The organism is Coprococcus sp. OM06-34AC (assembly GCF_003462545.1).
GTDB classification, from domain to species: Bacteria; Bacillota; Clostridia; order Lachnospirales; family Lachnospiraceae; genus Coprococcus; species Coprococcus aceti.
Genome location: NZ_QTZF01000003.1, coordinates 79,308 through 95,473, shown reverse-complemented (window position 1 = coordinate 95,473; position 16,166 = coordinate 79,308). Strand labels below are relative to the sequence as shown.

The following is a 16,166-nucleotide window of genomic DNA, read 5'->3' as shown; positions in this document are numbered from 1 at the left end:
TATTACTTATGGATAATCAAAAAGATGCCATCCGCGATGCACGTAAGCTCGGAATTCCAAAGATGCTTTTACTTGGATTCCAGCATATGTTTGCCATGTTTGGTGCAACAATTCTTGTTCCGCTCCTCGTAAACGGATACTTCGAGGGTCAGGGACTCTCAATTCAGGTAACTCTTGCATGTGCCGGTCTTGGAACACTGTTCTTCCACTTATGCACTAAGCTTAAGGTACCTGCTTTCCTCGGTTCTTCATTTGCATTTCTTGGAGGTTTCTCCACAGTTGCAAACCTTAAAACAGGCATATTCAAGGACATGACAATGGGTGAAAAGCTTCCTTACGCATGTGGCGGTATTGTGGTTGCAGGACTTCTGTATCTGATACTCGCACTTATCGTAAAGCTTGTCGGTGTGAAGCGTGTCATGAGATTCCTTCCACCTGTTGTTACCGGGCCTATCATCATCTGCATCGGTCTGAGCCTTGCACCTTCAGCTATCTCAAATGCATCCAGCAACTGGCTGCTTGCATTTATCGCACTGGCTGTTGTCATCGTTTTCAACATCTGGGGCAAGGGAATGTTCAAGATCATTCCTATACTTATGGGTGTTCTCATCTCATATGCAGTGGCACTCATCCTTCATTTGTGCGGTGTGACAAATCCTGGTGGAACTGCTATTCTGGACTTCTCAACAGTTTCAGATGCAAGTGCACTCGGACTTCCACCTTTCCAGATCTGTAAATTCGACATCACTGCTATACTCGTTATGGCTCCTATCGCCATCGCTTCCATGATGGAGCACATCGGTGATATCTGTGCCATATCAGCTACAGTTGACCAGAATTTCCTTGAGGATCCGGGTCTTCACAGAACACTTATCGGTGACGGTCTTGCAACATCACTGTCAGCTCTCTTCGGCGGTCCTGCAAATACGACTTACGGAGAGAACACAGGAGTTCTCGAGCTCAGCCGTGTACACGATCCAAGAGTTATCAGACTTGCTGCTTTATTTGCAGTCATCCTCGGTTTCATACCTAAGGTTGCTGCAGTCATCAGCTCTATGCCACTTGCCATCATCGGCGGTATAAGCTTCATCCTCTACGGAATGATCTCAGCCATAGGTGTAAGAAATGTGGTTGAGAACCACGTAGACTTCACGAAGTCAAGAAACCTGATCATCGCTGCCGTTATCATGGTATGTGGACTTGGTTTCTCAAAAGGCCTTACATTCACGATCGGAGGCACAACTATCACTCTTACAGGACTTGCCCTCGCAGCTATATTCGGCATCCTGCTGAACGCTATACTGCCTGGTAACGACTATACATTTGGTGAGAACACCAAAGGTGATGTAAGCCGCGGACTTGGAATGAATCCACAGAACTCTGACATTGAGGCATAATAATTATCTGTATATTATTTATTAGGAGGTTACACAATATGACAGATTACACAGTTATGACACATCCACTTATTCAGCATAAGATTTCAAAGCTCAGAGATAAGAACACCGGAACTGCCGAATTCCGTGCACTTGTTGAAGAGATCGCCATGCTCATGGGATATGAGGCTCTGAAAGATCTTCCTACCGAGGATGTATGTATAGAGACTCCTATCGAGGAATGCATGACTCCGGTCATCGCAGGAAGAAATCTTGCGATCGTACCTATTCTCCGTGCAGGACTTGGAATGGTCAGTGGACTTCAGGCTCTGGTTCCTACAGCCAAGATCGGACACATCGGTCTGTACAGAGACGAGGAGACTCATGAACCTCATGAGTACTACTGCAAGCTCCCTGATCCTATCGATGAGAGACTTATAGTTGTCACGGATCCTATGCTTGCAACCGGAGGATCAGCTGTTGCTGCCGTTGATTTCATCAAGCAGCACGGCGGTAAGCATATCAAGTTCATGTCGATCATCGCTGCACCGCAGGGAATTGAGAGACTTCTCAAGGCTCATCCTGACATCCAGCTATACGTTGGTCATGTTGACCGCGAGCTGAACGAGAACGCTTACATCTGCCCAGGACTTGGCGATGCCGGCGACAGAATCTTCGGAACAAAGTAAGATCTTTCAGACATGATATTTATACCAGCATAGACATGCCGCAGCCCAGCACATATACTGGGCTGCGGCATGTCTTCTCTTCCCAACATTTTCACACTTCTAACATTTTTATTAAGAATTCTTTTTCGATATCCATTTGCAGGCCTTTCATGTTATCATATAGAGACTGGAGGTCTTTTTTATGGAATCACAGAAGAGATATACGAAAAAACAGAGAACACTGGACATTATCGAGAGGCTGAAGAAGGAATATCCTGACACAGTATGCACCCTCGATACTTCACACGCATGGCAGCTTCTTGTCAGTGTCCGCCTGGCGGCGCAGTGCACTGATGCAAGGGTGAATGTGGTAGTCCAGGATTTATTTGCCAAATATCCGGGAGTAAAAGAACTGGCTGCTGCCGATGTCAGTGACATCGAGGCCATTGTGAGACCTTGCGGACTGGGGAAGAGCAAGGCCAGAGATATTAGTGCATGTATGAATATGCTTGTTGATTCCTATGATTGCCAGGTTCCTGACAGTCTAGATGAGCTGCTTAAGCTCCCCGGCGTAGGCCGCAAGAGCGCAAACCTCATCATGGGTGATATCTACGGCAAACCTGCCATTGTAACAGATACCCACTGTATACGCCTTGTCAACCGAATGGGACTGGTTGACGGGATAAAAGATCCGAAGAAGGTTGAGATGGAACTGTGGAAGCTTGTACCTCCAGATGAGAGCAATGACTTCTGTCACAGGCTGGTGGATCACGGCAGATCCGTGTGCACAGCCAGAACGAAGCCACATTGCGACGCATGTTGTCTAAGCGACATATGCAAAAAGATCATCTGATTTATCATACAAACGGAAAGGAGTTACTTATATGGAGTATATGGAGAATCTGACAGAATACGTGGAGAAGCAGGCTTCTCTCTGTCAGCAGCATGATGTGATAGACAAAGAGCTCTATGCCAGATACGGAGTAAAAAGAGGACTGCGTGATGAGAATGGACAGGGAGTTCTGACCGGTCTTACCAATATATCACAGATCATAGCATTTAAGGATGTGGATGGCCAGAAGGTTCCGTGTGACGGACAGTTATTGTACAGAGGCTATGATGTACAGGATCTCGTAAAAGGCGGCAAAGGAAAACGCCATATATTTGAGGAAGCTGCTTATCTTCTTCTCTTCGGAGAACTGCCTACCGAGGCTCAGCTCTCAGAATTCAGCAGTGTCATCGCCGAGTCCATGAACCTGCCGACCAACTTTACCCGTGATGTCATCATGAAAGCACCTAGTGTGGATATAATGAACTCCATGACAAGAAGTGTGCTGACTCTGGCTTCATACGATAATCAGGCTACCAACCTGGATATAGACAATGTTCTCAGACAGTGTATCGGTCTCATCGGAACATTTCCTATGATGGCTGTGTATGGTTATCACGCATACAACCATTATGAGAACGACGGAAGTATGTACATTCACAGACCTGACAAGGATGCTTCCGTGGCTGAAAACATCCTCAGGATGCTCAGGCCTGACATGAAGTATACCGAGCTTGAAGCAAGAGTTCTTGACATAGCACTTCTGCTTCACATGGAGCACGGCGGTGGTAACAATTCCACATTCACCACAAGAGTTGTAACGTCATCCGGCTCTGACACATACTCTGCCATTGCCGCCGCCCTTTCATCCCTCAAGGGAAGGAAGCATGGTGGTGCCAACCTGCAGGTTATGAACATGATGGATGATATAAAGGAGCACATAAAGGATTACCATGACGAAGAGGCCATAGAGGCATATCTGGATAAGCTGCTGAACAAGCAAGCCTACGACCACAAGGGGCTCATCTATGGTATGGGCCATGCCGTTTACTCACTGTCAGACCCAAGAGAAAAAGTCTTCAAGTCATTTGTCGAACAGCTTGCCGCTGCCAAGGGCAGGGACGAGGATATGACTCTGTACAACAACATTGAGAAGATCGCGCCAAAGCTCATCGCCAAGGAACGCAAGATATACAAGGGTGTCAGCCCTAACGTAGACTTCTACAGCGGATTCGTGTATGAGATGCTTGGAATTCCTAGGGAGCTCTACACACCGCTCTTTGCAGTGGCACGTATAGTTGGATGGAGCGCTCACAGAATCGAGGAGCTTGTCACTACAGACAAGATCATCAGACCGGCATATAAGAGTCTGGTTAAGTATAGAGAATATGTAGACAGAGACGCCAGATAGTCAATGTGTTTTCAATAATCTTAAAGCCCTGTCAGACTTAACATTCATATGTATCCATAATATGAGACCCATATGAATGTTAAGTCTGACAGGGCTTTATGTTTTTCCTGTTTCTAGTTTGTATCCCCACTTCAATTCAGATCCCAATTAAAATATCCGGGATACATATCACAGACAATTATTTGATCTTCTCAATGAAATCGAGAAGATCATACTTGGATATAGCTCCGACACTCCTCGATGCCTCAACACCATTCTTGTACAGTATCAATGTCGGAACACTGAACACCTTATTGGCAGCCGCAAGTCCGGGATTCTCATCCACGTCCACACTGAAGAAATCCACTTCACCATTCAGTTCATCTGCAACCGTGTGAAATACCGGTGCCATCATCTTGCATGGTCCGCACCATGTTGCTGAGAAATCCGCAACCGCCACACCGCATGCCTTTATATCTTCAAAATTATCGCCTTTTACCGTTTTTACCATACTGATCATCCTCCATTCTATTGTGATGAACACACGCATCACGCTGTGCTCCACACACATCTGTATATTTTCATTTCATAAACATTCCAGATAATATCTGCTAATATTCTGCCCTTATGTTCAGCTATCTACTCATGATTTATACGTACATTTTGTCATATTCTGTCGGCCCGGTCAACAATTCTTACAGATTATTTTTATTATTTAAAATCATCTTTTAACTACAAAACTGCCCTCCTCACTAATGTTCCGGAATCCCGGGTACTCATCACAGTGAAGAGGGCAGCTTTATTTTATATTCTATATGATTCTACGCTTCGATCATCAATATAATTCTATGCTCCGATCATCAATCCAGCAGCTTCTTCATACTGTCAAGACTTATGAGAAGCGTCGATGAATTGTGAAGCAGTGCTGATGTGGTTGGCTGGATAACTCCCATCACGCCCAGGATGATAAGTCCTGTGTTGATGGTCACTATCTTGCGATAGTTCCTGTTGATCCTGCTCATCAGCTTATTACTGAGTTCCTTAAGTGTTACGAGCTCGTACAGATTGTCCGCACTGACAGTTATATCTGCGATCTCTCTGGCAATCTCCGCGCCATCACTTACGGCAATTCCAGCATCGGATGCCGACAGTGCAGGTGAGTCATTGATTCCATCTCCCACCATGATGACCTTTCGACCCGCAGTCTTCTCAGCCTCGACAAACTTTGCCTTGTCCTCAGGAAGGACCTCTGAGTAATACTCATCCACCCCTACCTGCTCTGCAATAGCCTTGGCCGTTCTGTCACTGTCTCCTGTCATCATGACAACCTTCTTGATTCCCAGCTTCTTGAGCCTTGAAACAACCTCAGCCGACTCAGGTCTGACCGGATCCTTGATGGATATGACTGCTGCCAGCCTGCCATCGATTCCCATGAACAGATGTGAATGAGTCTTGGACAACGACTCGTACAGCTCTATCTTATCCTCAGGTATCACACAGCCCTCATCCTCAAATACGAAATGATAGCTTCCTATGACAACCTTCTTGCCGTCTATGCTTGATGAGATACCGTGAGCCACAACATACTCAACCTTGGAGTGCATCTCCTCATGCTCCAGCCCCTTGGCTGCAGCTCCTGCCACAACCGCTCTTGCCATGGAATGAGGGAAATGCTCCTCCAGACATGCAGCTATCCTGAGCAGTTCATCAGGATCTCTTCCGTCAAATGATACGACGCGTACAAGCGTAGGTGATGCCTTTGTAAGTGTTCCTGTCTTGTCAAATACTATCGTGTCTGCATCAGCTACAGCTTCCAGGAATTTGCCGCCCTTGACTGTGAGGTGATGCTTGTTTGCCTCCTGTATAGCAGACAATACCGCTATAGGCATGGACATCTTCAGTGCACATGAATAGTCGACCATGAGCACCGCAAGTGTCTTGGTGATATTCCTTGTTAAAAGGTATGTGAGGATAGTTCCACCGAGAGTCCATGGCACAAGACCATCTGCAAGATGCTCTGCCTTGCTCTCAAGTCCTGACTTAAGCTTCTCAGACTCCTCTATCATCGCAACAACTTTATCATATCTGCTGGTCTTACCAGTCTTTACAACTCTGACTACCAGCTCACCTTCCTCAACAACTGTACCTGCATATGCACTGTCTCCGTGTCCCTTATGGACCGGTACTGACTCTCCGGTGAGGGATGCCTGATTGACCATGCCCTCGCCCTGATCCACAACACCGTCAAATGGAATGACATTGCCCATATGAACCACTACCAAATCATCCTTTGCGATCTTCGCACTGTCCATAAGTACATCACAATTATCCACACGCACCCATACCTTATTGATATTGAGTGACATGCTTCTTGCCAGTCCATCCACCGACTTCTTATGTGTCCACTCCTCAAGGATCTCACCGATCTCCAGAAGGAACATGACTGATCCCGCTGTCGCGAAATCATTTGTCAGAATGGATGCTGTTATGGCTGTTGCATCGAGAACCGGCACCTCAAGCTTCCTGTTCGCAAGACACTTGAGCCCCTTGCCTATATACTTGAGAGCTTTGACGGATGTCAGACAATACCGAAGCGGCATTGGCATGATCCATTTCTTGGTCATGTACCAGGCGGTCTTCCAAAACAGCTTGTCCTCATACTGTCTGTTCATGACTCTGCCTGATGTCTCTGTGAGATCCGCCGGAACCTCCACCCTGTCATATCCAAACTGTCTCAGCGCATCTATCACCGCTGCACGGTCACCATCATATATGATGATCGCGTCACAGGTTCTGTCGTGCACCTTGACCTCTTCCACTGCCTCACAGTTCTCCAGATAATACTGAAGTATGTCGGCCTGTGCCATGGTCATACGGCTCTGTGCCATGTGTATACGCAGACGATTCTTTGTTTCATTTAAAATAGAAAACTTCAAGATCTTCGCCTCTTTCTTATGTTTTGTCTTATACTGATTACTCTTCTACAGTCTCTGCTGCGTCAGCGCTCTCAGCCTCTGTGCACTCAGCATCCTCAAAGTCAGCCTCTGCTGCCTTCTGTGCTCTTGCCTCGTTGATATCCTTTGCTCCTGCGTAGATATCACCACAGTTCTCCTGGATAGTATTTGCTGTCTTCATGACACAGTCCTTTGCTCTAAGAACACCAGCTGTACAATGTGTATATACGTTCTTTGCATCCTTGCTTGAGAGAACCTTGATACCAGCTGTTCCAAATAATACTCCACCTGCAAATATTCCAAGCTTCTTCCAGTTTACCTTCTTTAATGCCTTCATCATGATTTTGTCCTCCTTGATTATATATTTATTCTGATTAATGATATGACCACTTATACGCATGATAGATTATATGACAGGCTTCGCCGTGATTCGATTTTTCTAATCACGGTTTGTTCAATCAAACTCTCCTTAACGTAAAAAATGCATTCTCGATCTTCGTACTGTAGAAAGAGTCTGCATCTGTTTCGTGGCTTTTTATTTGCTGTAAGTATAGCACTGCCCCCAGCGTTAGTCCAATATAACATTCGCAATTTAAATGACTTTTTTTCTCAATAAGTATCAACAAGCTATCTTACACTTGTGACATTTTGTAAGGTTGCTTTTTTTCCTTCTATATACTATCTTATTACTATTGGCAAAGTCATATATACAAAGGAGATTCCATGTATGGATAATTTCAATATCAAAAGTATTCTGGTAATATTATTTTTATTTTTCATAGGATGCGTCATGGGCTGGTGCATTGAAGTCATATTCAGAAAGTTCTTATCCAAGAGCAACCCAAGCCACAAATGGATCAACCCGGGATTCCTCATCGGACCTTACCTGCCTCTCTACGGTTCAGGCCTGGTGGTGCTGTATCTCCTGTCCCTGATCCATATAGATGCTGTTGACGCCCATCCTGTTTTGCAAAAGGTTCTGGTGGTACTGATCATGGCCATCGCCATGACCGTTGTGGAATACATTGCCGGACGTATATTTATAATAGGAATGAACATCAAGCTGTGGGACTACTCAGATGAGTGGGGCAATATACAGGGCATCATATGTCCGCTGTTCTCATTCTTCTGGGGTGTGATCGCGGCACTGTACTATTTCTTCCTCCATCCACACATACTGAACGCTGTGTACTGGCTGGCGGATCACCTGACATTCTCCTTCTTCATCGGTTTCTTCTACGGGGTATTCGTGATCGACTGTGTTGTATCATTCAACCTGATGAGCAAGGTGAAGAAATTTGCGAAAGAGAATGATCTTATTGTCCGTGTTGAGGAACTCAAGTCCCGACTGGCTCTGGATCGTGAGAAGTTCAAGGAGAAGCCAAGCTTCCTTCTCTCTCTTCACGATACAGCATCGATCAAACGAGCATTTGAGAATAACCCTGAAAGCTTCTCCATAACAAAGAAGATCAAACTGAAGGCTGAGGAGCTTACAGAGAACGTAAAGGAAAAAAGCGCTGTGATAAGTGAAAATCTCAAGGAAAAGAGCGAGGTGATCACCGAGGGTATCAAGGCTGCCGGAACTGAGGCAAAGGCCCGCATAGGCGAGACGCTGAATCGAAATGATTCATCAGATGTGGCCGACACAGATCTGTTCGACAATTCCCACAGGGACATAACAGAACACAAGAATGAAAAATAATATCATTCTAAGCATATAACAAAAGCAAAAATACCATGTACAGGCGAAATGCTGTACATGGTATTTTTTACGCGCTCTATTTACTTTTTATCTGTACTTGACACTAGCCTTCTTGTAGGTTCCTGCCGTCTTTCCTTTGTATGGTTTTACAAAGTATGTGTACTTTGTTCCTGACTTCACACGGCGGTCAAGATATGTTCTGGTCTTTGCTTTCACAACCTTCACACATTTAAATCTGCCGCTGCCTGTCTTTTTGTATATCTTATAGCCGGCGGCTCCCTTTGTCTTCTTCCAGGAGACTCTTACTCCCTGTGAGGTATTCTTTGCTCTTGCGGTCGTGCAGCCTATATAATACTGGCTCTTTGCCTTGGAGCCGCCCTTTGTATAGCTGTTGTATGCCGATACTCTGTATGTGTAGGTCTTTCCTCCTACAACAGATCTGTCTACCATTGATCTCACAGAGCTTCCCTTCACTGTCTTTATAAGTCTGTATGCACCCTTGCCTGTGCGTCTGTATACCTTATAACCGGTGGCTTTTGAATCGGTATTCCAGGTGAGGCTTATTCCCTTACCTGTATTCTTCGTTTTGACCGTCACCGTCGCAAGCTTCAATTTGTCGAGTGTGACATTCTTGGTATATCCGCAGTTGCTGCATTTGTACTTCTGCGATCCCTGGGATGTGAATGTCGGCTGTTTTGTAACCTCTCCCGCCTGCCATTTGTGGCTCATACATGCTCCGAGATAGTAAGCGTCCTTTCTTGTACAGGATGGAGTGTCGGAAACCCAGATCACAACATCATTTCCGTAATATCCCATTCCATATATGTTTACACCTGATACATACTTCTGTCTTATGTCATATATAGCCCACGCCTTGCGCTCATTTACCTCAAGATCTATCCATGCAACATATCTCGATGTGCAGAAATAGAGCTTTTCCTGTGCAAGGAACAGTGTTCCATACTGTTTGTTAAGTGTCGTACCATCTGTATCCAGCCATTCATCCTGCCCGGTAAATATCGTTGTATTTACACCGTTGCTGAAGCTGTACTTGTTTATCTGATAGTATGATGACTGGCTGCCCTGCTTTATGCTGTACCAGTAGCCCTTTCTATAAAAGATGACCTTCTCAACGCCATTCCAGAACTGACCTTTTTCATATCGCTTATCCGTGGCATTGCTGTATGTTCCCTTCCATACATTTCCCACCTTTGTGTCATATCTGCCAAGATAATAATCGCTGCTTGCGGCCTTAGTCTTACTGTTCAAGGTGTCAAAGCTTACAAGGAAATAATCATGCATCGACCTTCCCGGTATATCACTTGCGGGATCATCCCAGGTTGCGTCAACGTGATACCACTTTCCACCTATATTTACAACATTCCACGCATGGTTTACATACTGGCTTGTGGCAACTCCACTCGGAACCCCGGCTTTCCTGAGGAAATACCACATGGTCTCCGCATATCCCTGACACACGCTGCTCCTCTTAACCAATACACCATACATATCATACATGTGGTCTCTTCCGGTTGTTGGATCAAATTCCTTAGCCCCGCTGGTGTCATATGCAACTGTGGATGTCAGGAACTCATGATATGCAAGCACGATCTCTGCCGGCTTCATGTTCTTTGTATTTATCTGCTTGTTCACTTCCGCTATGGCTGCATCCAACTGCTTCTTTTCGGTTCGGGCATTTGGCTTGTATGAGAACTTCAGATACACGACCTTTCCTGTGGTCTGGTCATACAGATAACTGTATCTTGCCACATACACGACCTCGGGATGCGCATTCATTGCGGTTGTGACTACATTTGCAACATTTCGTGTGGTCAATCCCCAGCTCTTTACATTGAGTCTCGGTGAAAATTTCTCCACAGCGCCGACAATGGCACTCTCATATTTCTTTGAATTTGCCGCTGCCAGTGACGCTTCCGATGAATCCGATGCTTCATCTTCTATTATCTGTCCGCCAAATTGCAGGATACCTGAAGTATCGCCCTCCTGCTCAAGCAACTGACCATAGCTGCTCTGTGATGAGTCATACTGTTCCTGAGTATCTTCCGCAAATGCTGGTATTTTTCCGCCGTACAGCACACACGCAGCGATGACGCCCACCACAAATATCATCCTGATACGCCGCACAGCTTCTGTGAGTCTTACATTTTCATATTTCATTCTTTTTCTCCCTTATAATTACGCAGTAAGCATCTACCTTTTTATTCTCTTCTGCGGTGACGCTGCACTGTATGTCTTATTATTCACTGCCTTCACAATGTAATAATAAGTCTGACCTTTCTTTGCCGTTTTGTCTGTCCAACTGAGAGTTTTCGCTGTTACAGTCTTGACTGCCCTGTATTTGCCTGTTGGTGTCTTTCTATACACAATGTATTTTTTTGCACCGGCAGACTTTTTCCAGGAAAGTTTCACTCCCTGTGCTGACTTCCTGACCGTGACAACAGGAGCCTTGATGTAGAGAATACTTGCCTCTGTATATCCACTGAGTACATTTCCATTATATGCCTTTACACAGTAGTAATACCTGTTTCCTGACTTGACTGTCTTGTCTACATAGCTTGTCGTTCCCGACTTGACTGTCTTGATACATACATATCTTCCCTTGGCGGTTCTCCTGTATATCTTGTAACCAGATGCCCCTGACGCTTTATTCCAGGTAAGCTTTATCGCGCCGGCCTGCTGTGCAGACTTTACGGTTACCTTCGCAAGCTTCAGCCTTGCAATTGTGACCTGCTTTGCTGCGCCACATGTCTTGCACGTATATTTCCTGACTCCTGTAGCTGTATATGTAGCTTTCTTAGTAACCGTTCCATTATCCCATGCATGGGTCGTACATACAAGCTTGGCTATCGTTTCGGTCTTGGTTGTTCCGCAATTCTTACACGTATACTTCTTGGTTCCCTCTGTCTTGTATGTCGGCTGTTTTGTCACTACTCCGGCATCCCATGCATGCTTTGTACATACCAGCTTGGCTATCGTTTCGGTCTTGGTTGTTCCGCAATTCTTACACGTATACTTCTTGATTCCCTCTGTCTTGTATGTCGGCGCTGTCACAACCTTGCCGCTATCCCACACGTGGCTCGTACATACAAGTTTGGCTATCGTTTCGATCTTGGTCTCACCGCAGTTTGTACAGGTGTACTTCTTGGTTCCTGTACTTGTGTAGGTCGGCTCCTTTGTCACCACTCCAGCATCCCACTTGTGGCTTATGCACATCTCGAATGTATACTCGGCATACTCCTTGTTATACTTGCTTGAATTGCTTGAATCCTTAGTTTTCTTTATATTAGGAGAATCTGTAATAAAATACACCAGCTTACCATACTGTTCTCCAAACGCATATAAATTATTTCCTGTTGAACTATTATACTGTGTTCGTATATTTATAAGCTCTGTAGGAGTTACATTTGTTGATGTTATATCTATCTTGTTCAAGCTATCCGGAGTAGTAAAATATAAATTATCACCTCGGAGATATATTGAACTATAAACACCAGGATAATACCCACCACTCGGAGTTGTCCATTTTGCAGTGCCCGAATACAAAACCTTGTTTATGTTAGTCGAATACTGGTACTTATTTATGTTAAATGATGTTTTCGAACTGCCCTCACTTATGCTGTACCAATAACCGTCTTTATAAAAAATAGCTTTCTCAATACCATTCCAGAACTTACCACTCTCATAAGTGGTGTCCACCGCTGTCGTATATGTATCTCCCCACTGTGCGCTGACAACCATATCCGTTCTGTCCTTAGTATGGTTGATGAGTGTATTCTTATTCATTGTATCAAAGCTGACAAGGAAATAATCATGATATGATCTTCCAGGCATATCCCACACCGGATCATCCCATGTCGCATCTATGTGATACCAGTTGCCACGGATCTTAACTATGTTCCATGCGTGATTGATATTTTCACTTGATGCGATTGCACATGAAAGACCAGCCTCTCTTAGCAGATAAAACATAGTCTCGGCATATCCCTGACACACACAACTATGTTTAACCAAAGCTCCATACATATCGTACCCGTGATTTGCAGCAATCGTTCCATTGAAATAATCCTCATATGCATATGCAACTGTGGATGTGAGATACTCATGATATGCAAGTACTATCTCTTCATCGCTCATTCCACTGGTATCTATCTTACTCTTAACTTCCTGAAGTGCAGCATCAAGCTCCTGCTGCTCCTCCTTTGCATTTGTCAAATATGTAAATGCTATTTTGGTGATTGAAGAGCCAGAAGTCCAATATGTATAGCCTCCCGATAGACTGATAAACTCGGGATGAGAATTGATAATAGATCTTACTGCCCCGTTATTAATATCGTCTCTCGTAAGGCCAAGTTCCGATACATCTATACTCGTCTGCCCCGCCTTGATTCCTTCAACAATAAGCTTCTCAAGTGCTGTTGCATCATATGTAGATGCCAGTGAAGCCGCACCATCCTGCTGCTCAACGACAACGCCAAGTCCGCCTTTCTGCAAAGTGTCGTCCAGATCATCATACCCTACCGTAACCTGACTCTCATCTGAACTTACCCGTGTCTGATCAGATGCATATGCTCCCACTTTACCGCCTGTCAATAGCACAACCGCCGCTGAAAATGCCAAGGCACCGATACAGATTTTTCTGCTCAGCCCCCTTAACAACTCAGACTTTATACTGCCTGCCACCACTCTATATGATTTCCTCTTTTTTATCATAAAACTCCTCCTTAAACGATACGTTCCAACCTTATATTTCTGTTCATCCCTCAATACTTTTATTATATAGATTTTTGACACTGTTCGATAGCTTTTTACCTCACTTTTGTACATCTTGTAGGAATTGACAAATTGCGCAACTTTGAGCAATTCATGATATCTTAATCATAAGCAATTATATCTCTTATTCCAAGCCGTTTTTCTTAATTATATACAATATTGCCCTGATGAATGGCAATGTATATATTTTGTGTATTTTGCACAAATTAGAATGTATTATCAAATTACAATTGAATTATTTGTCTATTTGTGCTACCTTTAGATAGCAAGCTGTGCAACCGCTTGCGCATATATTTTACACTAAAAACATATAACATAGAGCACATTACCTTTATTTATAGGAGATGACAGATAAATGAACAAAAACAAGCTTTTTCCGCAGATAAACGGAATACTACACGGCGGTGATTACAATGCTGAACAGTGGCTCGACCGCCCTGATATTCTGGCAAAGGATATCGAGATGATGAAGGAGGCAGGAATGACTTCCGCTACACTTGGTGTATTTTCATGGTCAGCATATGAGCCTGTTGAGGGCGAATACCATTTTGACTGGCTGAAGGATGTTATGGACAACCTGTATAATGCAGGCATTTACACCGTTCTTGCCACGCCATCGGGCGGCAAACCGGCATGGATGGCACAGAAGTATCCTGAGATCAGGCGTGTGGATTCATATGACGTCAGAGAACATCAGGGCGTCCGTGAGAACCACTGCATGAGCTCACCTGTATACAGAGAAAAAGTTGCCAATATCATCCGTCAGCTCCACGCCCATGTGGGAAACCATCCGGGACTCATCATGTGGCATGTGTCAAATGAGCTTGGCGGGGAGTGCTACTGTCGTATCTGTGTGAAGAGATTTCAGAATTACCTCGCAGAGAAGTTCGACCACGACATAAACAAGCTGAACAAAGCATGGTGGACCGCCTTCTGGAGTCACTCATACAACAGCTTCTCACAGATTGAGCCGCCATACAAAAATGGTGATTTCAGTATCATGGGGCTGAACCTCGAATGGAAGAGATTTACCACATGGAACATGAACGATTACATGAAATCAGAGATAACACTCCTCCGTGAACTCACCCCTGAAATACCTATAACAACCAACTTTATGCAGCTCTACGATGGTCTTGACTACAGACCAATGGCAAAGGAACTTGATGTGATCTCATGGGATTCATACCCTAGATTCCACAACGACTATGAAAGCCTTGCGGATGTCATGGGGCAGAACACATTTGACCACGCAGTCATGAGATCCATGAAGAAGGATAAGCCTTTCATGCTTATGGAGAGTGCTCCGGGGCTTGTAAATTGGCATCCATATAACAAACTCAAAAGACCGGGCATCCACAAGCTGTTCTCATACAACGCTATAGCCTGCGGTTCTGACACTGTTCAGTACTTCCAGTGGCGAAAGGGCAGGGGCTCATTTGAACAGTATCACGGTGCCGTTGTCGACCATCTCGGAACAAATGACACCAGGATATTTAAGGAGGTTGCCGCTCTTGGCAGCGAACTTGCCGGGCTCTCCGAGATAACCGGAACGCTTATCAGATCAAAAGTGGCACTGCTGTTCGACTGGGACAATATGTGGGCTATAGATGATGTCAAGGCATTAGGTCAGGAGTCCAAAAAATATCCTGAGACCTGTATGTCTGTATACAAAGAGCTGACAAAGCGCGGCGTTGACGTGGACGTCATTGCATCCGATGAACCACTCGACGATTACGATGTGGTTGTTGCACCTATGCTCTACATGCTGAGAGATGGCGCAGCCGAGTCTCTTGCCGCATTTGTAAAGAGGGGCGGACAGCTTCTATCCACTTACTTTACGGGCTATGTAGACAAGGATCAGCTCTGCATCCTTGGGGGATTCCCGGGAAATGGGCTTGCAGATGTATTCGGAATCATCAGTGAGGAGATCGATACTCTGTATCCATCCGACAGAAACAGCGTAACTTTCACAGATGGAAGTTCATGTGAACTCCGTGACTATGCTGAGATCCTGAGAGTCGGAACGGCGGATGTACTTGGAACCTACGATTCTGATTTCTACGCCGGAAATGCAGCAGTGACAGTGAACAGCTACGGCGAGGGCAAGGCCTACTACGTGGCTGCAAGAATAGATTACAGTAAACTCGGTGAGATCATGGAGCAGATGATGGTGAACGCCGGTATCGCCATAAAAGATCTCCCTGACGGAGTTCAGTATCACTGCAGATATGCAGATGACGGAACTGCATATGGATTTTTCCTGAACAACACCAACGAACCTCAGACAATATCTGAAGTTCACGGAACCGACATTCAGACGAAGAATATATTTGATGGCAAAATGGAATTGGCTCCGTTTGGAGTATCCATCATCAAGGAAAATAATTAAATCTGATAATAACTTTTTCCTTCCTTAAACCTTTTTGAAAAAGGCGGTGATACTTCTGTTGTGT

Annotated in this window: 11 protein-coding genes; 6 read left to right on the top strand and 5 right to left on the bottom strand. The window is 44.9% G+C overall.

Annotation, left to right across the window (positions count from 1 at the left end; all coding sequences use genetic code 11):
• The first annotated feature begins 8 nt into the window (after window positions 1–8).
• The 4 genes from DXB91_RS06505 (at window position 9) to DXB91_RS06490 (ending at window position 4,284) form a co-directional block, all read left to right on the top strand.
• Complete coding sequence (locus DXB91_RS06505; RefSeq protein ID WP_118017163.1) at window positions 9–1,397, top strand: uracil-xanthine permease family protein; 1,389 nt, start codon at window positions 9–11, stop codon at window positions 1,395–1,397.
• A gap of 38 nt (window positions 1,398–1,435) precedes the next feature.
• Window positions 1,436–2,065 carry a uracil phosphoribosyltransferase gene (upp, locus tag DXB91_RS06500; protein WP_015533675.1) on the top strand — a complete coding sequence of 210 codons (630 nt, stop codon included), beginning with the start codon at window positions 1,436–1,438 and terminating at the stop codon, window positions 2,063–2,065.
• Between the two features lie 181 nt (window positions 2,066–2,246).
• Window positions 2,247–2,897: an endonuclease III domain-containing protein gene (locus tag DXB91_RS06495; protein ID WP_015533674.1), complete on the top strand. Its 651-nt coding sequence runs from the start codon at window positions 2,247–2,249 to the stop codon at window positions 2,895–2,897.
• A 40-nt stretch (window positions 2,898–2,937) separates the two neighbouring features.
• Complete coding sequence (locus DXB91_RS06490) at window positions 2,938–4,284, top strand: citrate/2-methylcitrate synthase (protein ID WP_055146778.1); 1,347 nt, start codon at window positions 2,938–2,940, stop codon at window positions 4,282–4,284.
• A 178-nt stretch (window positions 4,285–4,462) separates the two neighbouring features.
• Here DXB91_RS06490 and trxA read toward each other — a convergent pair whose 3' ends face one another.
• The 3 genes from trxA to DXB91_RS06475 form a co-directional block, all read right to left on the bottom strand.
• Entirely contained in the window at window positions 4,463–4,774 is a 312-nt protein-coding gene (gene trxA, locus DXB91_RS06485; RefSeq protein WP_022217252.1) for a thioredoxin, read from the bottom strand.
• A 349-nt stretch (window positions 4,775–5,123) separates the two neighbouring features.
• Window positions 5,124–7,199 (bottom strand): heavy metal translocating P-type ATPase, encoded by a 2,076-nt coding sequence (locus DXB91_RS06480; protein WP_022217251.1) that lies wholly within the window; start codon window positions 7,197–7,199, stop codon window positions 5,124–5,126.
• A gap of 37 nt (window positions 7,200–7,236) precedes the next feature.
• The gene (locus tag DXB91_RS06475; RefSeq protein WP_055223026.1) at window positions 7,237–7,557 is read right to left on the bottom strand and encodes a DUF6110 family protein; all 321 of its coding nucleotides are present in this window, start codon (window positions 7,555–7,557) and stop codon (window positions 7,237–7,239) included.
• A 387-nt stretch (window positions 7,558–7,944) separates the two neighbouring features.
• On the opposite strand from DXB91_RS06475, the gene DXB91_RS06470 reads away from it, so the two are divergent.
• Window positions 7,945–8,919 (top strand): putative ABC transporter permease, encoded by a 975-nt coding sequence (locus DXB91_RS06470; RefSeq protein WP_055273183.1) that lies wholly within the window; start codon window positions 7,945–7,947, stop codon window positions 8,917–8,919.
• An 87-nt stretch (window positions 8,920–9,006) separates the two neighbouring features.
• Here DXB91_RS06470 and DXB91_RS06465 read toward each other — a convergent pair whose 3' ends face one another.
• Together DXB91_RS06465 and DXB91_RS06460 are read right to left on the bottom strand one after the other, a co-directional pair.
• The gene (locus DXB91_RS06465; RefSeq protein WP_118017161.1) at window positions 9,007–11,097 is read right to left on the bottom strand and encodes a fibronectin type III domain-containing protein; all 2,091 of its coding nucleotides are present in this window, start codon (window positions 11,095–11,097) and stop codon (window positions 9,007–9,009) included.
• 33 nt (window positions 11,098–11,130) lie between these two features.
• Window positions 11,131–13,650, bottom strand: a complete 2,520-nt coding sequence (locus DXB91_RS06460; RefSeq protein WP_118017159.1) for a transglutaminase domain-containing protein — start codon at window positions 13,648–13,650, stop codon at window positions 11,131–11,133.
• A gap of 415 nt (window positions 13,651–14,065) precedes the next feature.
• Here DXB91_RS06460 and DXB91_RS06455 point away from each other — a divergent pair, with 415 nt between their 5' ends.
• Window positions 14,066–16,102, top strand: a complete 2,037-nt coding sequence (locus DXB91_RS06455; protein ID WP_118017157.1) for a beta-galactosidase — start codon at window positions 14,066–14,068, stop codon at window positions 16,100–16,102.
• Window positions 16,103–16,166 lie beyond the last annotated feature (64 nt).